Annotated in this window: 22 protein-coding genes and 1 pseudogene; 10 read left to right on the top strand and 13 right to left on the bottom strand. The window is 70.8% G+C overall.

Annotated elements, in window-relative coordinates:
* The first annotated feature begins 160 nt into the window (after nucleotides 1-160).
* On the top strand, nucleotides 161-676 hold the full coding sequence (locus ACWEFB_RS31820; RefSeq protein WP_326562807.1) for a MarR family winged helix-turn-helix transcriptional regulator: 516 nt from the start codon (nucleotides 161-163) through the stop codon (nucleotides 674-676).
* 50 nt (nucleotides 677-726) lie between these two features.
* Here ACWEFB_RS31820 and ACWEFB_RS31815 read toward each other — a convergent pair whose 3' ends face one another.
* The gene (locus tag ACWEFB_RS31815) at nucleotides 727-1413 is read right to left on the bottom strand and encodes a hypothetical protein (RefSeq protein WP_452291353.1); all 687 of its coding nucleotides are present in this window, start codon (nucleotides 1411-1413) and stop codon (nucleotides 727-729) included.
* Between the two features lie 204 nt (nucleotides 1414-1617).
* Between ACWEFB_RS31815 and manD the strand changes: the two genes are divergently transcribed.
* The gene (gene manD, locus ACWEFB_RS31810) at nucleotides 1618-2829 is read left to right on the top strand and encodes a D-mannonate dehydratase ManD (RefSeq protein ID WP_326562805.1); all 1212 of its coding nucleotides are present in this window, start codon (nucleotides 1618-1620) and stop codon (nucleotides 2827-2829) included.
* 28 nt (nucleotides 2830-2857) lie between these two features.
* Here manD and ACWEFB_RS31805 read toward each other — a convergent pair whose 3' ends face one another.
* The 6 genes and pseudogenes from ACWEFB_RS31805 to ACWEFB_RS31780 all read right to left on the bottom strand — a co-directional run bounded on the left by ACWEFB_RS31805 (nucleotide 2858) and on the right by ACWEFB_RS31780 (nucleotide 7342).
* Nucleotides 2858-4114, bottom strand: a complete 1257-nt coding sequence (locus tag ACWEFB_RS31805) for an erythromycin esterase family protein (protein WP_452291351.1) — start codon at nucleotides 4112-4114, stop codon at nucleotides 2858-2860.
* An 8-nt stretch (nucleotides 4115-4122) separates the two neighbouring features.
* Nucleotides 4123-4317: a hypothetical protein gene (locus tag ACWEFB_RS31800; protein WP_452291349.1), complete on the bottom strand. Its 195-nt coding sequence runs from the start codon at nucleotides 4315-4317 to the stop codon at nucleotides 4123-4125.
* Between the two features lie 141 nt (nucleotides 4318-4458).
* Nucleotides 4459-5213, bottom strand: a pseudogene (erm, locus tag ACWEFB_RS31795) (ErmE/ErmH/ErmO/ErmR family 23S rRNA (adenine(2058)-N(6))-methyltransferase).
* A gap of 220 nt (nucleotides 5214-5433) precedes the next feature.
* Nucleotides 5434-5562, bottom strand: a complete 129-nt coding sequence (locus tag ACWEFB_RS31790) for a hypothetical protein (RefSeq protein WP_452291347.1) — start codon at nucleotides 5560-5562, stop codon at nucleotides 5434-5436.
* Nucleotides 5563-5652: 90 nt separating this feature from the next.
* Nucleotides 5653-6558 carry a Gfo/Idh/MocA family protein gene (locus tag ACWEFB_RS31785; RefSeq protein WP_452291345.1) on the bottom strand — a complete coding sequence of 302 codons (906 nt, stop codon included), beginning with the start codon at nucleotides 6556-6558 and terminating at the stop codon, nucleotides 5653-5655.
* A gap of 67 nt (nucleotides 6559-6625) precedes the next feature.
* Entirely contained in the window at nucleotides 6626-7342 is a 717-nt protein-coding gene (locus ACWEFB_RS31780) for a hypothetical protein (protein WP_326562799.1), read from the bottom strand.
* Between the two features lie 145 nt (nucleotides 7343-7487).
* On the opposite strand from ACWEFB_RS31780, the gene ACWEFB_RS31775 reads away from it, so the two are divergent.
* Together ACWEFB_RS31775 and ACWEFB_RS31770 are read left to right on the top strand one after the other, a co-directional pair.
* Entirely contained in the window at nucleotides 7488-7907 is a 420-nt protein-coding gene (locus tag ACWEFB_RS31775) for a hypothetical protein (protein WP_452291343.1), read from the top strand.
* An 82-nt stretch (nucleotides 7908-7989) separates the two neighbouring features.
* On the top strand, nucleotides 7990-8352 hold the full coding sequence (locus ACWEFB_RS31770) for a hypothetical protein (RefSeq protein WP_326563158.1): 363 nt from the start codon (nucleotides 7990-7992) through the stop codon (nucleotides 8350-8352).
* A 6-nt stretch (nucleotides 8353-8358) separates the two neighbouring features.
* Here the strand turns inward: ACWEFB_RS31770 and fabG are convergent, their stop codons facing one another.
* The gene (fabG, locus tag ACWEFB_RS31765) at nucleotides 8359-9117 is read right to left on the bottom strand and encodes a 3-oxoacyl-ACP reductase FabG (protein WP_326562797.1); all 759 of its coding nucleotides are present in this window, start codon (nucleotides 9115-9117) and stop codon (nucleotides 8359-8361) included.
* A gap of 264 nt (nucleotides 9118-9381) precedes the next feature.
* Here fabG and ACWEFB_RS31760 point away from each other — a divergent pair, with 264 nt between their 5' ends.
* Nucleotides 9382-11400 (top strand): DUF7657 domain-containing protein, encoded by a 2019-nt coding sequence (locus tag ACWEFB_RS31760; protein ID WP_452291340.1) that lies wholly within the window; start codon nucleotides 9382-9384, stop codon nucleotides 11398-11400.
* A gap of 52 nt (nucleotides 11401-11452) precedes the next feature.
* Here the strand turns inward: ACWEFB_RS31760 and ACWEFB_RS31755 are convergent, their stop codons facing one another.
* Nucleotides 11453-13111, bottom strand: a complete 1659-nt coding sequence (locus ACWEFB_RS31755) for an alpha-amylase family protein (RefSeq protein WP_452291338.1) — start codon at nucleotides 13109-13111, stop codon at nucleotides 11453-11455.
* A 141-nt stretch (nucleotides 13112-13252) separates the two neighbouring features.
* Here ACWEFB_RS31755 and ACWEFB_RS31750 point away from each other — a divergent pair, with 141 nt between their 5' ends.
* On the top strand, nucleotides 13253-13942 hold the full coding sequence (locus ACWEFB_RS31750) for a DedA family protein (protein WP_452291356.1): 690 nt from the start codon (nucleotides 13253-13255) through the stop codon (nucleotides 13940-13942).
* Between the two features lie 164 nt (nucleotides 13943-14106).
* Here ACWEFB_RS31750 and ACWEFB_RS31745 read toward each other — a convergent pair whose 3' ends face one another.
* The 4 genes from ACWEFB_RS31745 to ACWEFB_RS31730 form a co-directional block, all read right to left on the bottom strand.
* A complete protein-coding gene (locus ACWEFB_RS31745; RefSeq protein ID WP_452291336.1) occupies nucleotides 14107-15546 on the bottom strand; it encodes a chitinase in 1440 nt (479 codons plus the stop codon).
* Nucleotides 15547-15742: 196 nt separating this feature from the next.
* Nucleotides 15743-17170, bottom strand: coding sequence for a carbohydrate-binding protein (locus ACWEFB_RS31740; protein ID WP_452291334.1), 1428 nt, complete (start codon nucleotides 17168-17170; stop codon nucleotides 15743-15745).
* An 88-nt stretch (nucleotides 17171-17258) separates the two neighbouring features.
* A complete protein-coding gene (locus ACWEFB_RS31735; protein WP_452291332.1) occupies nucleotides 17259-18011 on the bottom strand; it encodes a YidC/Oxa1 family membrane protein insertase in 753 nt (250 codons plus the stop codon).
* Between the two features lie 139 nt (nucleotides 18012-18150).
* Complete coding sequence (locus tag ACWEFB_RS31730) at nucleotides 18151-18447, bottom strand: DUF6412 domain-containing protein (RefSeq protein ID WP_452291330.1); 297 nt, start codon at nucleotides 18445-18447, stop codon at nucleotides 18151-18153.
* Nucleotides 18448-18627: 180 nt separating this feature from the next.
* On the opposite strand from ACWEFB_RS31730, the gene ACWEFB_RS31725 reads away from it, so the two are divergent.
* From ACWEFB_RS31725 to ACWEFB_RS31710, 4 genes are all read left to right on the top strand, one after another.
* A complete protein-coding gene (locus tag ACWEFB_RS31725) occupies nucleotides 18628-20520 on the top strand; it encodes a DUF1800 domain-containing protein (RefSeq protein ID WP_452291328.1) in 1893 nt (630 codons plus the stop codon).
* A 9-nt stretch (nucleotides 20521-20529) separates the two neighbouring features.
* Nucleotides 20530-21903, top strand: a complete 1374-nt coding sequence (locus tag ACWEFB_RS31720) for a DUF1501 domain-containing protein (protein ID WP_452291326.1) — start codon at nucleotides 20530-20532, stop codon at nucleotides 21901-21903.
* A 384-nt stretch (nucleotides 21904-22287) separates the two neighbouring features.
* Entirely contained in the window at nucleotides 22288-23595 is a 1308-nt protein-coding gene (locus ACWEFB_RS31715) for a carboxylate-amine ligase (RefSeq protein WP_452291324.1), read from the top strand.
* A gap of 9 nt (nucleotides 23596-23604) precedes the next feature.
* The gene (locus ACWEFB_RS31710) at nucleotides 23605-24981 is read left to right on the top strand and encodes an FAD-dependent oxidoreductase (protein WP_452291322.1); all 1377 of its coding nucleotides are present in this window, start codon (nucleotides 23605-23607) and stop codon (nucleotides 24979-24981) included.
* Nucleotides 24982-25028: the final 47 nt, after the last annotated feature.

The raw sequence follows: 25028 nt of genomic DNA, 5'->3' as shown, positions 1-25028 counted from the left end.
GGTCAGAAGGGTGTTGATGTCTGTCGTCACAAACGGATCATCGACACCCTTCGTCATTCCCGCGACTCAGGGATAGTTAGGACTTACTCGTCTAGATCGACGCGGTGCCGGGCCGGTGTGAGCTGGGGTGACGTGTCATCCTGGCGGGTATCATGGGCGGGTGGCGGCGAACGGGGAGCGGTGGCTCAGTGAGCGGGAGCAGCGTGCCTGGCGTTCCTTCATCACCATGCAGATGGAGTTGCAGAGCAAGCTGAACCGGCAACTGCTCGCCGACACCGGCCTCTCCGAGAGCGACTACGCCGTCCTGGTCCACCTCAGCGAGGCCCCCGAGGGGCGGCTGCGGATCTTCCAACTCCGGGGCCACCTCCAGTGGGAGAAGACCCGCCTCACCCACCACCTGGGGCGGATGGCCCGGCGCGGACTGGTCGACCGGGAGCCCTGCGTGACCGACCCGCGGGGCGCGTTCATCCAGATCACCGAGACCGGCCTGGCGGAGATCACCAGAGCGGCGCCCAAGCACGTGTCGCACGTACGGCGCCTGGTGGTCGACGTACTCACCCCGGAGCAACTCGACACCCTCGGGGAACTCTCCGACGTCATCCGGGCCGCATTCGACGCCGAGCCCTGCGACGCCGACACCGAGGACGACCCGCAGCGGGTGCCCTGCGACGAGTGAGGCCGGCCCCGAACCGGGGCCGGCCCCACTGAAAGCTGTGCACCACTGCGTCAGGCGCGGTTGAGCACCCAGGTCAGGCCGCTGGCGTCCTTCGGCGTCAGGGTCAGCGTGTTGCCCCCGCACTGGTAACGGCCCTCGCCCAGCAGCGGCTGGATGTCGACCACGTCGCCGCTGCGGCTGGCGCCGTCACCGACGTACTCCGAGATCCTGACGTTCTCGAAGAGCGTGGCCGGCGTCGGCTCGGTCAACCCCACGGTGACCCGGGTGTCGCCCCACTGCAACGGCGGCACCGGGGCCCAGTCGCCGGTGGTGCCGCCACCGGCGCCGGTGCTGACCGTGCCGCTGGCCTTGCCGGCGTAGCTGAACGTGCCGGCGATCCTGGCGTCGCCGAGTTGGGCCTTGAAGGTCACCGGCTTCATCGAGCCGAAGTCGACCGTGGTCGCACCGTTCGGGCCGATCTTGACCAGTACCCCGTCCCCGCCGCTGATGCTCGCGCTGGCCAACGCCCCGCCGGTCTGCCCGGCGGCCGAGGCGGTACGCCAGTCCCCGGTCACGCAGGACGCCACCGGGCCACCGGTCACCGGCGCGGCGGTCGCGCTGCCGGACGGCGCCGCGGCGCTCGTGCCGCCGGACGGGCTCGGTGTGGCCAGGCCGACGGCTCCCCCTTCGGTGCAGCCGCTCACGGCCAGGCCCAGTCCGGCCAGGGTCGCCACCGCCGCTATCGCCGAAGTACGCATTCGTCCTCCTCCAGTTCGTCCGGGGCGGCTACCCGTCGCGCCGATCGCGGCGCTTCGTCGGGCCCGCGACACCGATCGCGGCGTCACGGGATCCGCCCACCGCTTCTGCTACCCAGAACCGGACATCGACCAAACCGGAAGCCCTACGCTGCCCTGGGGGCCACCACCTCCCCCGCGCCCGTCCCGTCCCCCGGAAGGCACCCCATGAAGATCATCGCCGCCGACGTGTTCGTCACCTGCCCGGGCCGCAACTACGTCACCCTGAAGATCACCACGGACGACGGCCTGGTCGGGTACGGCGACGCCACCCTCAACGGCCGTGAACTCTCCGTCGCGTCGTACCTGCGCGACCACCTCGTCCCACTGCTGATCGGGCGGGACGCGGCGCGGATCTCCGACACCTGGCAGTACCTGTACCGGGGTGCGTACTGGCGGCGGGGTCCGGTCACCATGACCGCCATCGGTGCCGTCGACGTGGCCCTCTGGGACATCAAGGGCAAGGCCGCCGGCCTCCCGGTCTACCAACTCCTCGGCGGGGCGGCCCGGGACGGGGTCACCGTCTACGGCCACGCCAGCGGCGCCGGGATCGACGAGGCGGTCGCCGACGTCGCCCGGTTCCTGGCCGACGGCTACCGGGCGGTCCGGGTCCAGTCCGCGATCCCCGGACTGACCTCGACCTACGGGATCCGGGTCGGCGGCGGCCTGACCTACGAACCGGCGGCACACGACCGGCCGGCCGAGGACGTCTGGGACACCGCCGCCTACCTCGACTTCGTCCCGAAGCTCGTCGCCGCCACCCGCGAACAGCTCGGTTACGGGTTCCACCTGCTGCACGACGTGCACCACCGGCTCACCCCGATCGAGGCGGCCCGGCTGGGGAAGTCGCTGGAGCCGTACCGGATGTTCTGGATCGAGGACAGCACCCCGGCCGAGGACCAGTCGGCGTTCCGCCTGATCCGGCAGCACACGGTCACCCCGCTCGCGGTCGGGGAGATCTTCAACACCATCTGGGACTGCAAGGACCTGATCTCCGAACGGCTGATCGACTACATCCGTACCTCGGTGCCGCACACCGGCGGGATCACCCACACCAAGCGGGTCTTCGACTTCGCCGACACCTACGGGGTGAAGTCCGGCTCGCACGGTGCCGGCGACATCTCCCCGATCGGCATCGCCGCCGCGCTCCACCTCGACCTGAGCATCCCCAACTTCGGCATCCAGGAGTACATGGACCACCTCGACCCGGCCGGTGAGGTGTTCCACGTCGGTTACCGGTTCGCCGACGGGATGCTGCACCTGGACGACGAGCCGGGGATCGGGGTCCGGTTCGACGAGGAGGCCGCCGCGCGGTACCCGTACACGCCCAGGTACCTGCCGGTGAACCGGCTCACCGACGGCTCGATGCACGACTGGTGAGCCGCCGCCGGGCCGCGCGGGGTCGGCCTCAGAGCCCCGCCGGGTACGTCTCCAGCTCGCCCGGCTCCGCGTTGGCCGGCAGCTCGTGTACGGCGGTGGTCTGGTCGCACCAGATGAACGCGTCGTACCTGTCCGCCAACCGGGTCGGTACGTAGTTGCCCCACTGCTCGAACGACGGGTCGTAGACCACCCCGATCGCCCGATGGTCGGCCGTTTCGTTCAGCCAGTCCGGCCGGTCGCCGTGGGAGAGCACGAGCAGTGCCCGTTCGGGCAGCATGCCGTGCATCCGGTCCTCCAGCGAGCCGGGCCGGGCCGGCGGCACGGTCATGGTCTCGCCCGGCGCACCCCAGCGCGGCGCGGCGACCACCGTTCCCTGGTAGCCGCCGAACCCGATCAGGGACACCGCGTCGTCACCGTGCCGTTCCCGGGCCAACTGACCAATGTTGATCATGCCGGCCTCGGCCATGTCGGTGGCCCGCGCGTCCCCGATGTGGGTGTTGTGCGCCCAGACCACCGCCCGGGTGTCCGGCCCGTACCGCTCCAGCAGCCGGTCCAGCGTGTCCGCCATGTGCGTGTCGCGTACGTTCCACGACTGCGGGCCGCCGGCCACCATCGCCCGGTAGTACCGCTCCGCACCCGCCACCACCTCGGCGTTCTGCCAGGCGGCGAACCGGTCCTCCCCGTCGGCGGCGGCACGGGCCCGGACGGCGGCCAGCAACCGGACCACCTCGTCCTCACAACTCGCCGAGACGAACCGGCTGGCCAGCCCGTACTCCTCGACCTGCTGTCCGTACGGCTCGAAGCACCGGTACGCGGCCCGGGCGGCGGCCAGCGCGTCCGGGTCGTCCTCGCCCAGGTAGTCGAAGATCGCCTGCATCGAGTCCCACAGGCTGTAGACGTCGAGCCCGTGGAAGCCGACCCGGTCCGGTTCCGCCCGGTCCAGGTTCCAGGCCCGCAGCCACCGGCAGAACCTGGCCACCTCGGCGTTGGCCCACATCCAGGTCGGCCAGCGCTCGAACCGCTCCAACGCGACCTGCGGGTCCGCGTCACTGTCCGGTGCGCCGGTCACCGACCGGTGCACCCGGTCGCAGTCGGGCCAGTCACCCTCGACGGCGACGAAGTTGAACCCGCACTCGGCGATCAGCCGGCGGGTGAACTGCTCCCGGAGCCGGTAGTAGTCGTACCCGCCGTGGCTCGCCTCACCCAGCATCACCACCCGGGCACGGCCGACGTGCTCCAGCAACGGGTCGAAGTCGCCCGGTCCCCCGAGCCGGTGCACCTGCATGCCCGGGGCTACCCGGACGACCGGACGACAAACCGGGCGCGGCGGCCCGTCAGCACCCGCCGGATCGTGCCCACGGCCACCCCGAGCACCGTGGCGGCGGCGAGCAGCAGCAGGTAGCCGCCGCCGCGACCGGTGTGCCAGTGCAGTTCGCCGTACCGGTCGAGCAGGAAGCCGGTGAAGCAGAGGAAGCCGAGCAGGGTCACCGCGATACGCCGGCCGAAAGGATCTCTACGCGGTCCTGACGGCCGGCGCTCCGGCGGTGCCTGCTCCCGCCCGGTCAGTGCCGGTCGGCCGGCCCGGACACCGGCGATCGGCCGGCCCGGTCAGTGCCTGCTCCGGCCCGGTCACCGGCGATTGGCCGAATGAAGCAGGCGGAACAGGGTGAGCCACTGCTCCGGCCAGACGTACCCGACCGGGGTGTCGACGGGCAGCCGGGTGGCCCGGCAGGCGGCATCGAGCCGTGCCCTCGGGTAGTGCCGGCGCAGCGACCCGTACAGCGAGCCACCCTCGCCGCCGAAACCCAGCTCGACCAGCCGTCGGTACGCCGGCAGCAGCGCCGGCGCCACCAGCGGGTTGTTCCGCCGGTCGAGCCGCAGGATCCCCGCGTCGACCCGGGGCACCGGACGGAACGCCGACCGGGGCACCCTCCCGCCCAACCGCCACTGGAAGGACGGCCAGGTCAGTACGGTCAGCCGGCTCCACCGACCGTAGTCACCGGTGCGTTTGCGGGCGTACTCGAGTTGGGTGAGCAGGGTCGCCGAGGTGAGCCGGGGTGCCCGCAGGCACCAGTCGACCATGCCGGAGGTCAACGCCCACGGAATGTTCCCACCACCGAGAACGGTCGGTCGGGTGCCCGCGCGGCCAGGAAGTCCTCGGCCAGGCAGGTGACGTTCCCCAGCGGGGCGCAGGCCTCGGCCAGCACCGGGACCAGGTACGGGTCGATCTCGTACGCCAGCACCCGGCCGCACTGTTCGGCCAGCGCCCGGGTCAGCACCCCCCGTCCGGCGCCGGCCTCGACCACGAGGTCGTCCGGTCCGGGTCGGGCGGTACGCACGATCTGACTGATCGCCTCGGGATGGTGCAGGAAGTTCTGCGACAGCGCCCGGCGGGAGCGGTCGCGTTCGGCTTTCCGTACCGGTTGGTGCGGTTTGTTGACGGGTTGGCGAGATGCCACGGCCGGTGTCCTTGTCTGCCGCCACGGTGGAGAAACACCGGGCGGCGATCCGGACAGGCACAACACGAGTCGGGGCCTGTCCGAGCGGGATCTGGACTCGGGTGGCCCTGGGCGTGCGCGGCGAACGCGGCGCAGCGGAGAAAGATCAGGCGGCGGCGGGCTCGTCCTGGCAGGCCAGGGCGGTACGCCGGACTCGCGGGCGGGACGCCAGAAGCGGGCCCCGCGCGGCCGACGCGGCGGCCACGTTGATCAGGGCATGCGTGAACGTGCACATGGCGGCCACGCTAACCAGGGCCGATACGCCCGGCAACCGATTTCCGCCGACAGCTCGACCGGCCGTTTCCGCAGCGGGGATCCCGCCGGCTCAGCCGGGCAGCCGGACCGTACGGCTCTGCCGGCGGGCCGCCTCGGCGGCGTCGAGTACGGCCACCACCTCACGGCCGAACCGGACGTCGCAGAGATTGTCCCGGGCACCCGAGTCGACGTCCCGGACCAACTGGTCCAGCGCCAGCGAGAGCGCCTGTACGGCGGTGCCGTCCCCGCGGGGCACGCTCTCGACGCCGTTCTCGCCGTAGAAGACGAAGTCGAAGGCGCGCGCGGCCGGTGCCGCGTTCAGGGTCAGCGACAGGGTGCTGGTCGCACCGGTGGCGTGGGCGAGCAGCAGGTGGACGGTGTCCCGTGGGCCGTCCAGCGCAGCCACCTGGGTCACCCGGCCGAGCACCGGCACGATGATCGACAGGGCGTGCGGGCCGATGTCCCAGAGCGCGCCCCGCTCCCGCCGCCAGGGCGATGCGCCGTACGGGTTGCCGGGCTCGAAGATCGACGCGTACATGGTGGCGCGGGCGCCGTACCAGCCGCCGGCCGCGGCGGTCGAGGTGAGGAATCCGGCCACGTTCGCGTGGAACCGGTTGGTGAAGAAGACCAGCGACGCCACCCCGGCCCGTGCGGTGGCGCTGACCACCCGTTCGGCGTCGGGCAGGCTCAGCGCCAACGGCTTGTCCAGCAGCAGGTGCTTGCCGGCGATGGCGGACTGGACGGCGATGTCCGCCTGGATGTCCGGCGGCAGCGCGACCGCGACCGCGTCGGCCGCCTCGATCAACGCGTCCACGTCGTCGAAGGCCGGTACGCCGTACCGCTGGGCCAGTGCCCTGGTCTTGTCGGGGTCACGGCCCCAGATGCCGGCGAGTTGCGCCTTCGGGTGCGCGGTGAGCGCCGCCGCGTGTGTCTCGGCGGCCCAGTGACCCGTGCCGAACAGCCCGAACCGTAGCAACGCCGGCTCCTCTCTTCGCCCCGCCCGCCGGGAAGCGCCGGTGTCCGCCCGTACCCGGCCACCGTGGTTAACCTAGCGGACGAGGCGGCGGCTGACGTCGGAAGAGGCGGCGGGTGCTGTGCCGTTGCACGGCGAGCAGGGCCTCGTCGGCCTCGGCCGCGGATTCGGCCGCCTCGTCGACCAGCGCCTCCGCGGCCACCTCGGCGACCCTGGCCGCCTGTTCGGCCCGCCGGACCCCGGCCGCGGCCCGGTCGTGGGCCCGTCTGGCCGCCCCCTGCTCGATCCGGCAGCGTTCGGCCGCCCGCTCCCGCTCCTCCTGCGCCGGGTCCCAGTCCCCGGACCGGCGGAACACCTCCCGCAGCTCCTGCACCGAGATGTCCCCGCGCCGGTAGGCCGAGAGCGCCGCCCGCGACACCGCCCGTTCCCGGTCCGCGTCGTCGGGCGCCGCGCCGTCGGTGACCCCGGCCGCCCGCCTACCGGCGAGCGCCGCCTGCCAGGCCCGGTCGTACGCCTGCTCGACGGTCTCCTGGGCGGTCCAGGCGGCGTCCCTGGCCTGTTCCGCCACCGTCACCTCGGCCCGCGCCAGGACCGCCTGTTCCGCCGCTGCGGCGGCGTCGACCTGGGCCTGGGCGGCGTGGGCGGCCAGTTCGTCGGCCTCCGCGCGCAACCGGGTCAGGTCGGGACGCGGGGTACGGGAATGGTCGGCCAGCACCGCCAGCCCGAGCAGGGCGAGCACGACAAAACCGCCCGCCATCAGCAACGCCCACACGCCCGTCGCGCCCACGCCGTCGCTCCCCACGGTCCGTGTCGCCCAACCGGGGCCCTGGCCCGGAGCCCCACCGGACCCCGGCCGGAGCAGGTACGCCCGCCACCGGTACCCAACCGGACCGATGATAGACGCGTGTTGATGGCGTGACCAGGGGTGACGGATGGTCGGTGGGCAGGTCGGAGCGGCCGGTAGCGGGCTCACTAGGCTGTCGGGCGTGAACGGCTCCCTGGTGACGGTGACGATCGTGCTCTCACTCGTACTCGCCGGGTGGAGCCTGATCACGACGCTGCGCAACCGGCCGCCGGACCTGACCCACCTGGTCGGCCTGGCGATCGTGGAGGCGAGCCTGCTCGTCCTCGCCGGCCTGGCCCTCGCCGCGTGGGCCGGCGGTGAGCATCCCGGCGAGCCCGGCACCTTCTTCGGTTACCTGGTCACCCTGGTCTGCCTGCCGCCGCTGGCCGGGGTGCTGGCCCGGATGGAACCGACCCGGTGGGGGTCGGTGATCGTGACCGTGGTCTGCCTGGTCATCCCGGTCGTCGTGGTACGGCTCCAGCAGACATGGGAGGTCACCGGTGGCTGAACCGTCGACGGGCACGTCCGAGACCGGGGCACCGACGGCCGAACAGCCGCCGGCCCGGCGTACCAACTCCGGGCCGGGGCGGGTGCTGATCGCGGTCTACATCCTGTTCGCTATCGCCGCCACCTCCCGGGCCACCCTGCAGATCGTGACCAAGTTCCACGAGGCCCCGGTGGCGTACCTGCTCTCCGCGTTCGCGGCGGTGGTCTACATCGTGGCCACCGTGGGGCTGGCCAGGGGCGGTCGCACCGGTCGGCGTACCGCCCTGGTCTGCTGCACGGTGGAACTGGTCGGGGTGCTGGCGGTCGGTGCCACCAGCCTGCTCGACCGGGCCCTGTTCCCGGACGACACGGTCTGGTCCGGCTTCGGCCAGGGGTACGGCTACATCCCGCTGGTGCTGCCGGTGCTCGGCCTGCTCTGGCTGCGCCGTACCCGCGAAGCGGTCTGACCGCCGCTAGTCGCGGGGGCCGCCGGCGACGTAGATCACCTGACCGGAGACGAAGGACGCGCCCTCGCTCGCCAGGAACGAGATGGTGTGCGCGACATCCTCCGGCCGACCCACCCGGCGGACCGGAATCTCGGCCGCGCCGAGCCGCTGGAACTCGGCGAACTCGACCCCGATCCGGGCCGCGGTCGCGGCGGTCATGTCGGTCACGATGAAACCGGGGGCGACCGCGTTCGCGGTGACGCCGAACGGGCCCAACTCGATCGCCAGAGTCTTGGTGAAGCCCTGCAGACCCGCCTTGGCCGCCGCGTAGTTCGCCTGGCCCCGGTTGCCCAGGGCGGAGGTGCTGGAGAGGTTGACGATCCGACCCCAGCGCTGCTCGACCATGTACTTCTGGGCCGCCTGGGTGAACAGGAACGCGCCCCGCAGGTGCACACCGAGCACGGTGTCCCAGTCCGCGTCGGTCATCTTGAACAGCAGGTTGTCCCGGAGCACCCCGGCGTTGTTCACCAGGACGGCGGGCGCGCCGAGTTCGGCGGCGATCCGCTCGACCGCGGCCTGCACCTGATCCCGGTCCGCCACGTCGGCGCCGACCGCGAGTGCCCGCCCACCGGCGGCGACGATCGACTCCACGGTGGCCCCGGCCGCCGACTCGTCGAGGTCGACCACGGCGACGGCCAGTCCGTCGGCGGCGAGCCGCTGGGCGGTGGCCGCGCCGATGCCTCGGGCGGCGCCGGTGACGATGGCGACTCGGGACTGCTCCGACATGTTTACCTCCCGGTAACTTGCGCTCGGTCGGAGGAGCTTAACCCCGGCACCGACCGGATGGGCGCTCCCCGCGAGGCCGGTCGCACCGGGTCCTCGCGACCGGGCGGGCGGGTGGCGTCGCCCTTCTTGATCAGGCATCATGTGCGGTCGTGATTCACAACGTGCCCGTCCGGAATCGGGTGCCGGCCACCGGTGGTCATGGCGTACCCCACCCCTGCCGCTGAGCCGCGAGTACCCCTCGTCCGCAGACACAGAATGGCACCGATGAAAGACAACAATGGTTTCCGTGGCCGGACCCTGCGGCTCGGTGGGAAATTCGTCCGCAGCATCTGGTTCTTCCCGGCCCTGCTCACCGCCGCGTTGCTGCTGCTCACCGCCCTACAGATAAGCGGATCGTCGATCGGGGTCTACCACAGCGTTCTGTACGGCGCGCAGGCGGAGGACACCCATACGCTGTTCAACAATCCGCAGCCGATCCGCTCGGACGAGTTCATAGTCAACACCCAGCTCACCATCGCGCAGGACGCCGCCGGGTACCCGAGGATCAACCCGAACATCGGGCAGGGCGAGGACGTCTCGCTGATCGTGGACGTCCCGTACAAAGAGTGGTCGACGGTCTTCAAGCCGCACAACCTGGTGTTCCTGGTGCTGCCGTTCGACAACGCCTTCGCCTTCAAATGGTGGTCGATGGCGTACCTGCTCGTGCTGAGCTGTTACTTCTTCGTGCTCGCCCTGATGCCGAAACGGCGTTGGTTCGCCACCGGTCTCTCCCTGGCGCTGCTGTTCGCCCCGTTCGTCCAGTGGTGGTACCAGTACATCACCCTCGGTCCGCTGTACTACGCGCTGTTCGCGGCCACGGTCTTCATTCTCCTGGTCCGGTCGAAACGGCTGCTGCCCAGCATCGCCTGGGGCGTACTGCTCGCCTATCTGTTGACCTGTTTCGCACTCGTGCTCTATCCGCCGTTCCAGATTCCCTGTGCCCTGGTGGTGGCAGCGTTTGCCGTGGGCTACCTGATCGAACAGGGGCGGTTGCTCCCGCGCCGGCTGCTGCTGCGGCAACTGGGCATCATCGCCGGGTCGCTCGGGGTCGGTGGCGCACTCATCGGTGCCTTCGTCGCGACCCGCATCGGTGTCATCGAAACCGTCCAGAACACCGCCTATCCCGGCCAGCGCCTCATCGAGAGCGGCGGCTTCGATGTGGCGCACACGTTCTCCGGCTCCACCAGCTTCGGCCTCCAGTTCGCGGAGAAGGCCCCGCTCTACCAGGCGCTGTCGAACCAGAGCGAGAACTCGAACTTCCTGCTCGTGTTCCCGTACCTGGTGGTGCCTTCCGTCTTCCTGCTCTACCGGTTGTTCCGCACCCGGCGTGCCACCGACTGGCCGCTGCTGTTCACCGGCATCGCCCTGCTGGGCCTGCTGTCCTGGATGTTCGTGCCCCACCTGGGCCTCGTCGGCAAGCTGCTGTTCCTGGAGCGGGTGCCGCACCCCCGGCTGCTCATCGGCATCGGACTGCTGAGTTTCATCGGGGTGGTCCTGTTCGCCAGGCGTTTGGACGAGGAGTTCGCGCGGCGACGCGAGGAGAACCGGTCTGCGCTGCCGGGCCACCGGATCGTCCTCGGCTACACCGCCGTCGTGCTCCTCGTCCAGGTGCTGCTGGGCCTGCACGTGATGGACGCCTATCCGGGCTTCATGAGCGAGCGCGGCCTGCTCATCTCGATCATCCCGATCACGCTGGTCACCTACCTGGTACTTCGTGGGCGCTTCGCCTGGGGTGCCGCCGTCCTGCTGGTCTTCTCGGTCGGCATGACCGCCCTCATCCATCCGCTCTACCGGGGCACCGACGTGCTGACCAGTACGCCGCTGTCCCAGGCCATCCGGACCATCCATGCCGAGGACCCGGGCGCCGTGTGGGCCACGGACGTCGGCAGCATCCAGAACTTCGCGTACATGAACGGCGCCCGGTCGATGACCGGGGTGTACGCGTACCCGCAGCTCGACCTGTGGAAGACCGCGGACGAGACGGGCCAGCAGGAACACGTCTACAACCGGTACGCCCACGTCTGGTTCAACTTCGACCGGGATCCCGCCGTCACGTCACCGACCACCCTGAACCTGCCGACGCCCGACCACTTCGAGGTCAACACCGAGCCGTGCGGAGCGTTCCTGCAGCAGCACCAGGTGAGGTACATCGTGACCGGAACCCCGCTCGACGGGTCGTGCCTGGAACTACGCGAAACGGTCCCCTACCCGACCGCCACGTTCCTCATCTACCGGATCCGGTAGCCCGGAAAGGTGCGGACCGGGAAACCGACCCCGGTCCACACCTGACGCGGGCTCAGCCCGGCAGGCCCTGGCCCCGGTGCAGCCGGATCCAGCGGTAGCCGTACCCGGTTACGGCCAGCGCGTCGAGCTTGCCGACCGGGGCGTACTCCTGGTCGGCGAGGACGTCACCGGGGAGTTCCGCCTCGGCGTACAGGTCACCGAGGTCGACGACCGCGTCGGTCGTACCGAGGTTGTGCAGGAAGAGCATCGTCCCGGTCGGTCCGTCGGCCCGGTGCGCCAGCACCCCCGGCGGCATCACCCGGTCGAGGTCCGTGCACCGGCCCGAGCCGACCTCCGGGGCCTCCCGCAGGGTACGGATCATCCGCTCGAACCAGGACAGCAACGAGCCCGGGTCGTGCCGCTGCTCGGTCACGTTGACCGTTTCGTAGCCGTACTCGCCGCCGGAGATGACCGGGCGGATCAGGTTCTCCGGCGCTGCCGTGGAGAACCCGGCGTTGGACTGGAAGGACCACTGCATAGGGGTACGGATCGCGTCCCGGCCGTTCAGGGACAGGTCCTCCCCCATCCCGATCTCCTCGCCGTACCGGAGCACCGGCGTACCGCGCAACGAGAACTGCAACGCGTACGCCAGCTCGATCCGCCGCCGGTCGCCGCCGAGCATCGGGGCGAGCCGGCGACGGATGCCCCGGCCGTAGAGGCGCATGCCCTCGTCCGGGCCGAACTGCTCGAACACCTGGTCGCGTTGCTCGGCGGTGAGCCGGGACAGGTCGATCTCGTCGTGGTTGCGCAGGAAGGTGGCCCACTGGCCGCCGTACGGGAGTTCGGGGGTGTCCCGCAGCGCCTCGATGATCGGCTCCGGGTCCTGCCGGGCCAGGGCGAGCACCAGGCGCCCGTTGAGCATGAAGTCGAAGAGCATGTGCAGCCGGTTGGCGGAGCCGCCCCGGTCGCCGAAGTAGTGCACGAGCTGGGCCGGTTCGACGTTCGCCTCGGCCAGGAGTACGGCGTCGGCCCGGCGCCACTGGGCGTGTTGGCGCAGCTCGGTGATGAATTCGAAGTCCTTGGGTGAGTCCGGGTTTCCCGGCTCGGTCAGCTCGATGATGAACGGCACCGCGTCGATCCGGAATCCGGAGACCCCGAGCTGGAGCCAGAACGCGACGATCTTCTTGATCTCCTCGCGGACGGCCGGGTTGGCCATGTTCAGGTCCGGCTGGAAGTCGTAGAACCGGTGGTAGTACCAGGCCTTCGCGGTCCGGTCGTAGGTCCACGTCTCGTCCTGCTCGCCGGGGAAGACCATGCCCTGCTTGCGGTCCGGGGGTGCCTCGTCCGACCAGACGTACCAGTCCCGGTACGGCGAGTCCGGCGACGACCGGGCCGACTGGAACCACGGGTGCTCGTTTGAGGTGTGGTTCACCACCAGGTCGATGATCACCCGGATGCCCCGGTTCTGGGCCTGGTGCAGCAGCTCGGCGAAGTCGCCGAGGGTGCCGAAGCGCGGGTCGACGTTGTAGAAGTCGGTGGCGTCGTACCCGTCGTCCTTGTTCGGGGACGGGTGGATCGGGTGCAGCCAGAGACAGGTGACCCCGAGCCGGGCCAGGTAGTCCAGCCGCCCGATCAGCCCGCGCAGGTCACCGACCCCGTCGCCGTTCGTGTCCGCGTACGTGTCAATGTCGAGGCAGTAGACGACTGCCTCCGAATACCACCGGTCACCCATGCCCGACTGCCTTATCCGGTACGCCGTCCCGGCAAACGAACCCCTGGTCGGGCCCACGGGTGTAGATGTGGATCGAGATGGGTACGGGTTTGTCCAACCACCCGTCCGGCGGGTTGTAGGGCGACGGAGGGGGCGGTGTCGATGTTGGTTACCACCGAGGCGGAGCCGACCGAGATGGGCGGGCTGACCGGGTGGGTGGCCTCGGTCATCGACGCGCTGGGCCCGCTCGGGGTCGGTCTGCTGGTCGCCCTGGAGAACATCGTGCCGCCGGTGCCGAGCGAGATCGTGCTCGCCCTCGCCGGTTACCTGGCCGCCGAGGGCGGCGCCAACGTGTTCGTGATGGGCATCGCGGCGACCACCGGTTCGGTGGTCGGTGCGCTCGCGCTCTACTGGGTCGGTGCGGCCCTGGGCGAGGAACGCCTCAAACGCTGGCTCGACCGGATTCCGCTGGTGGACGCGGGCGACCTGGACCGGGCCGACCGCTGGTTCGAGCGGTACGGGAGCTGGGCGGTGCTGCTCGGCCGGATGGTGCCGGTGGTCCGCAGCCTCGTCTCGGTGCCGGCCGGCGCCAACCACATGCCGATCGGCCGGTTCCTGGCCCTGACCACGCTGGGCAGCGGCATCTGGAACTCGATCTTCGTCGGGCTCGGTTTCGCGCTCGGCTCGCGCTGGCAGCAGATCGACCGGTACAGCACCTGGTTCGATCTGGCGCTGCTCGCCGGATTTGTCCTCGTGGTCTCGTCCTGGGTGGTCAAGCGCCTGCGTCACCGCCGATCCCGGCGCGACGAGAACGAGGACCGGGATCACACCGAACGTACGCCGGCCCGCTGAGACCGGGCCGGGACAAGTGGCTGATCGCCGTTGATCAGCCACTCGTCCCGCGCGCCCTGGTGGCGGGCCCTGGGTGTCGGTGCCGTTCCGGCTGGGCCCCGGGGGCACCGGTCGTCAGTACCGGGCGGTGGTGGAGGTGAACTCCGTCGGCGCGGTCACGGAGGTCACGGCAGCGTGGCCAGGTGCGGCTTGACCGTACGGGCGAAGTTGTTGCCGTTGGAGACGTCCCAGTTGATCGACCAGGTCATCGCGCCCCGGATGCCGGGGTAGGTGCGCGGCGGCACGAAGCTGCCGCAGTTGGTGGCCCGGGCGAGACAGTTGAGGGCCTGGTTGACCAGTGCCGGTGCGACGATCCCGCCGCCGGCCGCGCCGGGTCCGGCGGGCAGGCCGAGGGCCACCTGGTCCGGCCGGAGTCCGGCCTCGAGTTGCATGCAGGCGAGAGCGGTCATGAAGTTGACCGTCCCCTGGCTGTACGCGAACTGCTGGTCGCAGCCGAGCATCGAACCGGAGTTGTAGAACTGGGTGTGTACGACGGTGAGGATGTCCCGGATGTCCAGCGCGAGCTTGAAGTAGCCGACCGTCGGGGACTGCATGTCGATGGTCTGCGGTGCCATCGTGATGATCAGGTTCGCCCCGACCCTGCTCCGCAGGCTGCGCAACGCCTGTGCCATGTACGTCGGGTTGAGCCCGTTCTCCAGGTCGATGTCGACGCCGTCGAACCCGTACTGCTGGATCAGGCTGAAGACGCTGTTGCTGAAGTTGGTCGCGGAGGCGGCGTCGTTGACCGCCACCCGACCGGTCTCTCCGCCGACGGACAGGATCACCTTCTTGCCCCGCGAGTGCAGCGTCTGTACGTCGGTGGCGAAGTTGGCGTTGGTGTAGCCGCCGAGGGCGCTGGACAGGCCGGGGTCGATCCCGAAGGTGACCGCACCGGGGGTGCTGGTGGCCTCGGCGAAGGCGACCGCTACCAGGTCGTACTCGTTCGGTACGTCGCGCAGTCGCAGCTCGACCGCCGGGTTGTCGAAGTTGTGCCAGTACCCGGTGAGGAAGTGCTTCGGCAGCGGTGAGTTCGGCGGCGGGGTGACCGGCGGGGTGGTGGTGGGTGGCGGGGTGGTCGGCGGGCGGGTGGTCGGTGGCGTGGTGGTCGGTGGTGTGGTGGGCGGGGTGGTCGGCGGGCGGGTGGTCGGCGGCGTGGTCGGCGTGGTGCCGCCGCCGCAGGCCGTGCCGTTCAACGTGCAGTTGCCGGGGCTGCCCGGACCGCTGGCCACGAACCCGAACGACGCCGACGCGCCCGGGGCCAGGTTCCCGTTCCAGGATCGGTTGGTGAAGGTGAAGCGCTGACCGGACGAGGTCATCAGCGCGTCCCAGAACGTCCCGACGGTAGTGCCGGCGGGCAGGTCGAAGGCCAGGCTCCAGGACGGGATGGCGGTCGTACCACCGTTGGTGATGGTGTACTTCCCCTCCCAGCCGGAGCCCCAGTCGGAGGTCTTCACGAAGGTCGCGGTCGGGCCGGCGGCGAACGCCGGCATCGCCACCCAGACAGCCCCGAACGCCGCCACCAGCGACGCGATCAGGGACAGGAGCACAGTTCTGGAGCGCTTCACGCAGTCCTCCACGCCATCAAGCCATCGGCAACCATCAACAGTTGGCCAATTATTAAGACTCTTAACTGTTGCTGTCCAGACCCCACCCCCGGATAGCGCCGATCTTGCAGTTGTGGCGCCGAACAAAAGCCTCTAAAGGCGCATCGTGGCCACCACAACTGCAAGATCGACGGGGGGACGGGTGGGGCGGGGAGGGTCAGCGGCGGAAGGTTAGCCAGTTGACGTTGGCGAAGTCGGCCGGCTGACCGCTGGTGAAGGTTAGGTAGACGGTGTGGCGGCCGGTGGTGGGGGTGATGTTGCCGGGGACCGAGCGCCAGGTTTGCCAGCCGCCGGTGTTGGCCAGGGCGAAGCTGCCGATCGGCGGGTTGGTCGGGCTGTCCAGGCGTACCTCGACCAGGCCGCTCACCCCACCGGCGGCACCGGAGGCGACCCTGGCCACGAAGTCACGCGCCGGGGTGGTGCCGAAGTCGATGTTGTCGTACCGGGCCCAGTCACCCGAGGCCAGGTGGCTCAGGTTCTGCCCGCCCTCGCTGCACGCCTCGACCTGTACGCCGTTCTGCCCGTTGTACGCCTCGGCCTGGATCGTCGAGTACGCGCTGCCGCCACCACCGGGCGGCGGGGTGGTCGGCGACGTGGGCGGCGGGGTGGTGGGCTGTGTGCCACCGCCCCGGCTCCACACCGCGACGTAGTCGACCAGCATCGGCCGGCCCGAGACGGTTGCCGCGGTCGGCGTGGTCGCACCGGCGACCCCGTTCGGGAACGAGCCGCCCATCGCGACGTTGAGCAGCAGGAAGTAGCCGGCGTGGCTGGTCATGTTGTTCCAGTACGGCTGGCCGACCTGGTTCTGGGTGACGGTGTGGAACTGCTGGCCGTCGACGTACCAGCGCAGTTGCTGCGGGTTCGAGCCGCTGTCCCACTCGAAGCGGTAGGTGTGGAACGTTGACTGGCAGGTGCTGCCGGGGCAGGCCCGGTTGGTGCCGATGCCGTTGAACTCGTTGCACGGCCCGCCCGGTGCGACCCCGCAGTGCAGTACGCCCCAGACCGAGTTGATTCCGTTGACGTTCTCCATCACGTCGAACTCGCCGATGCCCGGCCAGTTCTGGTAGTTGCCCCGGTACGGCGCACCGAGCGCCCAGAACGCCGGCCAGTAGCCGGCCGCCGCGGCACCGGTCACGTTCGGCATCTGGATCCGGCCCTCGATGGCGAGCACACCACCGGCCGGCGGCTTGAAGTTGGTCCGTACGGTCTCGATCCGGGACGACGTCCACTGGCCGTTGGCACCGCGGATGGGGGTGATCCGCAGGTTGCCGCCGCCGTCGTGGCTGACGTTGGCGGTGCTGTTGGTGTAGGTCTGGATCTCGCCGGTGCCCCAGTTCGCGGGTCCGCCGGGGTAGCTGGTCCCGGTGTCGATGATCCAGTTGCCGGCCGACGGGAGGGTGTTGGCGGCGCCGTTGAAGTCGTCGCTCCACACCAGACTCCAGCCGGGCGGGGTCGGCGGTACGGCGGCGCGGGCGGTCACCGAGACCGTGCTCACCACGGTGACGATCGTGGTGAGCACGGCCAGCAGCAGGAGTCTGCGGCGTCTCGGTGCGATTCCGGCCGGAGCCGGGACGGTGCTGGTCATGATGTTGGCCTCTCTGCGGGACGGATGAGAGAGCGCTCTCTCTCCGGTTGTACGTCCCGGACCCACTCATGTCAACGTTTGTCGATGTCTAGGTGGTCGCCACCGCTGCCTGCGGCCGGCGCAGCACCGCCCGTTCGAGTGCCGTCCAGGCGGTGGTGGTGACCAGGTAGAGCACCGCCGCCAGCGGCAGCACCAGCGCGGCCAGCACGGTTCCGTACGGCAGCAGCGGCAGGATCCGGGTCAGCACGGCGGCACCGGGCATTTCCGTACCGCCCGGCTGCTGGGCGGCGGCGGCCACCGCGGCGTCCCGACGCATCCGCCGGGACGTCCACCACGCCAGGACCAGCAACAACACCAGGAGTACGCCGAACAGCGGCCCCGCCGCACCGCCCAGCCCGTCCGCGACGTGGTGCCCGAGCGGTACCCCGGCCAGTCGCTCGGCGAGCATCCCCGCTCCCCCGTCGTCCGATCCGGCGCTGGTGAAGAGGTGGTACATGACCACGAAGAACGGCACCTGCAGCAGCCCCGGCAGGCAACCCGCGACCGGACTCGCCCCGGCGTCCCGGTACAGCGTGACCATCTCCTGCTGCAACCGGGCCCGGTCCTTGCCGTAGCGCCGCTGGAGTTCACGAATCTGCGGGGCGAGTTCGGCCCGGCGCCGCTCGCCGCGTACCTGGGCCCAGGTCAGGGGCGTGATCAGCAGCCGTACGGCGATGGTGAACAGCACAACGGCGGCGGCGGTCGCAGCGGTGCCGGCCAGTGGCGCGACCGCCGTGGCGAGCGCGTCGAGGACGGTGGCGGCGACGCCGACGGCGCCGTCGAGTGGTGCGAAGGCAAACATGGTGAACCCCTCGGTCCGATTCCGGGAAGGCACGGCACCGGGTGCGTGTGGTCAGCACCGGGTGCGGAGCCTGGAGACAACGTCCGATGTGGACGGTGAAGGACGGAACCGGCCGCGTGGCGGCGGGGAGGTGAAGCCGCTACGCGGCCGAGAGGAGCACCGTCGGTGCTCGGGGACGGGGCCGACCGGCCGCGTCCGGGTCGAGCTGGCGGGGAACACGCGCCCGGCGCGCCCGGTCCCGGATGGTCAGCCCACGGGTGGCCGCACCGGCCGTCCCGGGTGGGCCGTTGACCAGGTGCAGGGCGATCGCGACCGCCAGCAGGGTGGCCACCGCCACCGCACCGGCGAGCAGCTCGGACGGGCGGGTGGCCACCGTGGCGACGTGCGCTAGGGCGTACGCCCACCAGCTCACGACAACCATCAGCGACTCCGGCACCGGCCCAGTGTAGCCACCCGCGCCACCCCATCGGACGTGTCCCGCCACGGTTCCTTTGGTACGGCTTAACAATCCGCCTCGATGGTTGAGCGACAACTCAGAGGCTGGCTAGGGTGCGCCTGGGGCGCTGGCTGCCGGACGCCCGACCGACCCCCGGATCGACGAAGAGGTGCGCCCAGAATGGCCGAGCGGGAACAGCCGGGCCCGGCGGAGCGCGACGGCCGGGCGGCCGGAGTGGGAGCCCCCAACGGGGAGTCCCGGCACCGGGCACCGTCGCGGCGGGACACCGGCACCGGCGAACGCCGGGGCGCGACCAACCGCCTGGCCCCGGTGCTCGGCACGATGGCCCGGGCCGCCCGAGCCGGCGAACCGGCCCTGTTCAACCTGCTGCGCAACCGCCGCCAGGTGGTCATCGGGCTCGGCGCCGCCGCGGTCGCCACCGGCGCGGTCGGCTCGGCTGCCGCCGTACTCGGTGGGGGTGGTGGGATCGCCGCGGCCGTGAGCGACCAGGCGACCTCGACCCGGTCGCCCCGGGACGCGGGCTCCTTCGCCGACCGCGACGCCAGCTACAGCCAGTCGCTCGGGGAGTCGATCAACTTCGGCGCCTCCGGGCTGGCCGAGACCCCGGCCAAGGCCGCCGAGGCGGCCCTGAAGGCGACCCCGGTCTTCCCCAACCCGCTCAGCCGCGATCCGGTCCTGCACCTGCTGCGCCGGGCCTCCTTCGGACCGACCCGGACCGAGGCGGACGCGGTCCGAGCCGTCGGCATCGACGCCTGGATCGACCGGCAGCTCGAACCGGGCAGGGTCGAGGACCCGATCGGCGACCAGGTGCTCGCCTCGTTCCCCACCGTCGGCATGTCGACCGCGCAGATCCGGCGTGCGGTCAAGGAGTTCGACTGGGCCGCCCAGTACGAGCTGGGGCACGCCACCCTGGCCCGCCAGTTCTGGAGCAGCCGCCAGCTCTTCGAGGTGATGGTCGACTTCTGGTCCAACCACCTGAACGTGACCAACCCGTTCGACGGCGGCTGGGACGTACGGACCTCGTTCGACAGTCAGGTGATCCGCAAGCACGCCCTCGGCAAGTTCTCCGACATGCTCGCCGCCAGCGCCCGCAACCCGGCGATGCTGCGCTACCTGAACAACAACGAGTCGCACCGCAGGTCGGTCAACGAGAACTACGGCCGGGAGTTGCTGGAGCTGCACACGGTCGGGATCGACGGCGGCTACACCGAATCCGACGTACGCAACAGCGCGTACATCATGACGGGCCGGACCGTGACGAACGAGGGCGAGTTCCGGTACGAGAACGACCGGCACTGGATCGACCCGGTCAAGGTCCTCGGCTTCACCGACAAGAACCCGTCCCGCCCCAAGGGACTCGCACTCGGCGACCGCTACCTGCAGTACCTGGCCACCCACGAGGCGACGGCGAAGAACATCGCCCGCAAACTGGCGGTCCGGTTCGTCGCCGACACCCCGCCGCACCACCTGGTGCAGCGGCTGGCCGAGGCGTACCTGGCCAACGGGACGGCGATCGCCCCGGTGCTGCGGGTGCTGTTCCGCTCGCAGGAGTTCTGGATCTCCACCGGGCTCAAGGCCCGCCGCCCGCTGGAGAACTTCGTCGCCACCGCCCGCTCGCTCGGCGTGGCACCCGGCGCGGACACCCGGGCCGGGATCGAGGGGCTCTACCGGCTCACCCAGCGGTTCGGGCAGCCGCCGCTGGGCTGGGTGCCGCCGAACGGCTACCCCGACGTGGCGGCGGCCTGGCGCTCGGCGCACGCCACCCTGGCCATCTGGAACAGCCACCGGGCCCTGGTGCAGGGCGCGCAGAAGGGGTTGTCGTACCCGAAGCCGGAGGGGCTGGTGGGCAAACGGCCGCCCACCACCGGCCAGTACCTGGACGCCCTCGCCGCCCGGTTGCTGCAACAGCCGCTCACCGCCAAGGACAAGCAGGCGATGCTGACCTTCCTCGGCTCGAAGGAGGGTACGGCGGTCAAGAACGCCACCCTGGGCGGCAAGATCGAACACCTGGCCCCGCTGTTCCTCGACTCGATCTACCACGCGCTGCGCTGAGGAGAGACCATGACGCAGGACAACTCTCCCGGTACGCGCGACGACGTCGCGCCGCGTCCGCGTACGGCCGAGGAACTGCGCCGGCACGGGCCGAACCTGCCCGAGGCGGCGATCCGGGTGCACGCCGAGGCGGTCACCGAGGAACTCGCCGGGCAACGCGACCGCTGGCGGCACGGCTTCACCCGGCGTCGGGTGATGGCCGGTGCGGGTGCGGTCGGCGTGGCCAGTCTCGCCGGCCAGATCGCCACCACCCGGGTCGCGTTCGGTGCGCCGGCCACCACCAACCGCACCCTGGTGGTGGTCTTCCTGCGCGGCGGCATGGACGGCCTCTCCGTGGTGGTGCCGCGCGGTGACCGGAACTACCTCAACGCCCGCCGCAACATCGCGGTGCAACCCGGCGCCCTGATCGCCGGGGACGACCGGTTCGGCCTGCACCCGGCCCTCGCGCCACTGGAACCGTTCTGGAAATCGGGCAAGATGGCCGCCGTCCACGCGGTCGCCTCGCCCGACGCCAGCCGCAGCCACTTCCAGGCGCAGGACTGCCTGGAACGCGGCGCCGCCTCGACCGGCGTACACACCGGCTGGCTGGACCGGGTCCTGACCGCACTCGGTCCGGGCACCACGTTCCGGGCCATCGCCGAGGGCGCGGCGCTGCCCCGCTCGCTGGTCGGCGGCGAGAACAAGCTGGTGCTCCAGGGCATCCGCGAGTTCGACCTGCAGGGCTTCAGCGGCGTACGGGCAAGCACGCTCACCGCGTTGAAGGCGCTCTACACCGGTCTGGACGACCACCCGCTGGCGACCCAGGCCACCGAGACCCTGGCGTCGATCGCGGCGGCACGCAAGATCGCCAGCAAGGACTACAAATCGACGGCACAGTGGCCGGGCGGTGGCTTCGCCGACCAGCTACGCGACGTGGCCCGGCTGATCAAGGCGAAGGTGGGGTTGCGGGTGGCGGCGGTCGACATCGGCGGCTGGGACATGCACACCAACATCGGCGGGCCGGACGGCGGCGACATGCGCAACCGGTTGAACGAGCTGGCGGGCGCACTCGGTGCCTTCGCCACCGACCTCGGGCCGGCGCTGGACGACGTCTCGGTGGTCACCATGAGCGAGTTCGGCCGCCGGGTCGAGGCGAACGGCAGTTCCGGCACCGACCACGGGCACGGCGGGCTGATGCTGATGCTCGGCGGCGGGATGAACGGCGGCAAGGTGCACGGCCGGTGGCCGGGGCTCGCCACCTCGGCCCTGGACCAGGGCGACCTGGCCGGCGCCAACGACTACCGCGACGTGCTGACCGAGCTGCTCAAGACCCGGATGGGCGTGGCCGACCCGAAGACCATCTTCCCCGGCCTCAAGCCCCGGGAGATCGGGGTCTTCCGCTAGCCGACCGAGCGCCGGTGCGCCCCCGGTCCTGCGCCGCTGCTCCTGCGCCCCGCCCATGCACCCCGGTCCTGCGCCCCCGGCCGCCCTCGCAATGCGGCCACTTCCCTACGGTGCGTAATGCCACTGAAAGTGGTAACGCAATTTTTCTCTACATACCCAGACGGGTATTCACATCATCTTTGATGTACGTCCTGATCGACTATCCGCTCCGGGCCGGCTACTTACGCCCGAATTGAACCTTTCACGCCTGCGGGTGGTCGGTCCACACCCCGATCGTGCCCGGAGACCCGCTGGTCGGGTGCGGAGTGGGTGGCGCCACGCCAATTCGGCGTTTTCCGGAATGACTCCGCTGGGTAACGAGGTTCGGTAGGCGCCGATCTCGGCGTGACGGCAACCGATGGACGGCGGGTGGTGGCGATGGCCGGCAGCGTGGCGATGGCCCAGGGCGCAACGGTTCCCGAGGGCACGGCCAGTCAGGGCACGACGGTTTCCCAGGGCAGCCGGGGCACGGCGGACCGGGAGGGCGCGGCAGCCCGGGGCGGTGCCGTCCCGGAGACGGCCGGACAACCGGCACCGGTCGGGGTGGCCGGACTGCGTACGGTCGGAGTCGAAGAGGAGTTCCTGCTCGTCGACCCGGAGACCGGGCAGGGCGTACCCGCGGTGGACCGGGTGTTCGAGCACGTGCCGGACGACCTGCGGGGGCAGGTGCAGCACGAGTTCCAGACCAGCCAGATCGAGATCGGCAGCCCGCCTGGACTGGAACTGGGCGCGCTGCGGCACTCGCTCGGGCTGCTCCGCGCAGGGCTCGCCAACGCGGCCGACGCGGCCGGCGTACGCCTGGTCGCGGTCGGCGCCGGGCTGGTCGACGGACCGATACCACCGGTGTTCGACAACCCCCGGTTCCACCGGATGGTGGAGCAGTTCGGTCCGCTGGTCGACGGTCCCGGCAACAACGGGATGCACGTGCACGTCGGCATCCCCGACCCCGAGACCGGGGTGCAGGTGCTCAACCACCTGCGGCCGTGGCTGCCGATCCTGCACGCCGTGACCACCAACTCGCCGTTCCACAACGGCCAGGACACCGGGTACGCGAGCTGGCGTTCGGTGCTCTGGGAGCGCTGGCCCTCGGTCGCGCCCACCCCCTGGCTGGAGTCGTACGCGCACTACCAGTGGCTGGTCGACCAGCTCGTGGCGACCGGCATGCTCCTCGACGAGGGAATGGTCTACTGGTACGCCCGCCTCTCCGCCCACTATCCGACGGTGGAGATCCGGATCGGTGACGTGTGCCCGAGTCTGGACGACACCATCCTGGTGGCGGGGCTGGTCCGGTCGCTGGTCGGCACCGCGCTGACCGACATCGAACAGGGCCGGGAACCGATCCGGATCGATCACCACCTGCTCACCGCCGCGCACTGGCGGGCGGCGCACGACGGACTGGACGGCCTCGCCGTCGACCCGGTACGCGGCGGCACCCTGCCTGCCTGGCAACTCCTGGACAGGCTGGTCGAGAAGGTCACCCCGGAACTGGAGCGGCACGGTGACCTGTCGGAGATCTCCGACCTGCTGGACCGGCTGCGCAAGGAGGGTACCGGCGCGACCCGGCAGCGGGCGGCGTACGCGCGCCGGGGTGAACTCTCCGACGTTGTCGCCGACCTTGCGCGGCAGACCCGCGGCGACGCCTTCGAGCGGTGACAATAAGCCATGGCTGATCGGCTGATCGTGATCGGTGGGGATGCGGCAGGGATGTCCGCCGCATCCCAGGCACGGCGTCGGCGGGACCGGGACGACCTGGAGATCATCGCGTTCGAGCGGGGACACTTCACGTCGTACTCGGCCTGCGGCATCCCGTACTGGATCAGCGGGTTGGTCGACTACGAGGAGTTGATCACCCGCGATCCGGAGACGCACCGCAGGGACCACCAGATCGACGTCCGGATCCGGCACGAGGTCACCCGGATCGACCTGGAGCGCCGCGAGGTGGTCGCGCGGGACCTGGAGAACGGCGGGCGCGAGGTCCGGGAGGGCTTCGACGACCTGGTGTACGCGGCCGGGGCGGTGCCGACCGTTCCCCACTGGGCGCGTACCGAAGCGGGCGGGGTGTTCGGGGTGCAGACCCTGGACGACGGCAAGGCCCTGCGCCACTGGCTGGACGGTGACCCGAAACCGAAGCGGGCCGTGGTCGTCGGCGGCGGCTACATCGGGGTCGAGATGGCCGAGGCGATGATCGAACGCGGGCTCTCGGTGATCCTGGTCGAGCGGGGCGAGCAGCCGATGTCGACCGTCGACCCGGACATGGGCCGGCTGGTCCGCGACGCCCTGGTCGGGCTCGGGATCGACGTCCGTACCGGGGTGGGCATCACCGGGCTCAGCACCGAACAGGGCCGGGTCACCGGCGTACGGACCGACGACACCACGATCCCGGCGGACGTGGTCGTGCTCGGCACCGGCGTACGGCCGAACGTCCGGCTCGCCGCCGATGCCGGGCTGCCGATCGGCCCGACCGGCGGAATCCGTACCGACCTGCGGATGCGGGTCATCGGCGTACCCGGGGTCTGGGCGGCCGGCGACTGCGTCGAGACGCTGCACAAGACGACCGGCCAACCGGTCTACGTCCCGCTGGGCACCCACGCCAACAAGCAGGGCCGGGTGGCCGGCATCAACATCGGCGGCGGGTACGCCACCTTCCTCGGGGTGGTCGGCACCGCCGTGACCAGGGTGTGCGACCTGGAGGTGGCCCGGACCGGCCTGCTGGAGCCGGAGGCCCGGATCGCCGGGTTCGAGTTCATCACGGTCACCGTGGAGTCGACCAACACCGCCGGCTACTTTCCCGACGCCGCCCCGATGACGGTCAAGCTGACCGCGGAGCGGGGCACCGGACGGCTGCTCGGCGCGCAGATCGTCGGCCGGTCCGGGTCGGCGAAGCGGATCGACACCCTGGCCGTGGCGCTGTGGAACAAGATGACGGTGGACGAGATGTCGATGCTCGACCTCGGTTACGCACCGCCGTACTCCCCGGTCTGGGACCCCGTCCTGGTCGCGGCCCGCAAGGCGGTCGACAAGCTGCACCCCCTGCGCTGACTTTGTCGGTCCCCGTCTCTACGGTGTGGTCGGTCGATGCGCCCGGT

Source organism: Micromonospora sp. NPDC004704 (assembly GCF_053601675.1).
The sequence above is the reverse complement of the archived record's forward strand: the minus strand, read 5'-3'. Positions and strand labels throughout refer to the sequence as shown.

Excerpts from the sequence above, each read along its gene's own strand:
- ACWEFB_RS31815 (WP_452291353.1), bottom strand. The coding sequence starts at position 1,413 with ATGCGTACTTCGGCGATAGCGGCGGTGGCGACCCTGGCCGGACTGGGC.
- manD (WP_326562805.1), top strand. The coding sequence starts at position 1,618 with ATGAAGATCATCGCCGCCGACGTGTTCGTCACCTGCCCGGGCCGCAAC.
- ACWEFB_RS31805 (WP_452291351.1), bottom strand. The coding sequence starts at position 4,114 with ATGCAGGTGCACCGGCTCGGGGGACCGGGCGACTTCGACCCGTTGCTG.
- ACWEFB_RS31790 (WP_452291347.1), bottom strand. The coding sequence starts at position 5,562 with ATGTGCACGTTCACGCATGCCCTGATCAACGTGGCCGCCGCGTCGGCC.
- ACWEFB_RS31775 (WP_452291343.1), top strand. The coding sequence starts at position 7,488 with ATGGTCGGTGGGCAGGTCGGAGCGGCCGGTAGCGGGCTCACTAGGCTG.
- fabG (WP_326562797.1), bottom strand. The coding sequence starts at position 9,117 with ATGTCGGAGCAGTCCCGAGTCGCCATCGTCACCGGCGCCGCCCGAGGC.
- ACWEFB_RS31760 (WP_452291340.1), top strand. The coding sequence starts at position 9,382 with ATGAAAGACAACAATGGTTTCCGTGGCCGGACCCTGCGGCTCGGTGGG.
- ACWEFB_RS31755 (WP_452291338.1), bottom strand. The coding sequence starts at position 13,111 with ATGGGTGACCGGTGGTATTCGGAGGCAGTCGTCTACTGCCTCGACATT.
- ACWEFB_RS31750 (WP_452291356.1), top strand. The coding sequence starts at position 13,253 with ATGTTGGTTACCACCGAGGCGGAGCCGACCGAGATGGGCGGGCTGACC.
- ACWEFB_RS31740 (WP_452291334.1), bottom strand. The coding sequence starts at position 17,170 with ATGACCAGCACCGTCCCGGCTCCGGCCGGAATCGCACCGAGACGCCGC.
- ACWEFB_RS31735 (WP_452291332.1), bottom strand. The coding sequence starts at position 18,011 with ATGTTTGCCTTCGCACCACTCGACGGCGCCGTCGGCGTCGCCGCCACC.
- ACWEFB_RS31725 (WP_452291328.1), top strand. The coding sequence starts at position 18,628 with ATGGCCGAGCGGGAACAGCCGGGCCCGGCGGAGCGCGACGGCCGGGCG.
- ACWEFB_RS31720 (WP_452291326.1), top strand. The coding sequence starts at position 20,530 with ATGACGCAGGACAACTCTCCCGGTACGCGCGACGACGTCGCGCCGCGT.
- ACWEFB_RS31710 (WP_452291322.1), top strand. The coding sequence starts at position 23,605 with ATGGCTGATCGGCTGATCGTGATCGGTGGGGATGCGGCAGGGATGTCC.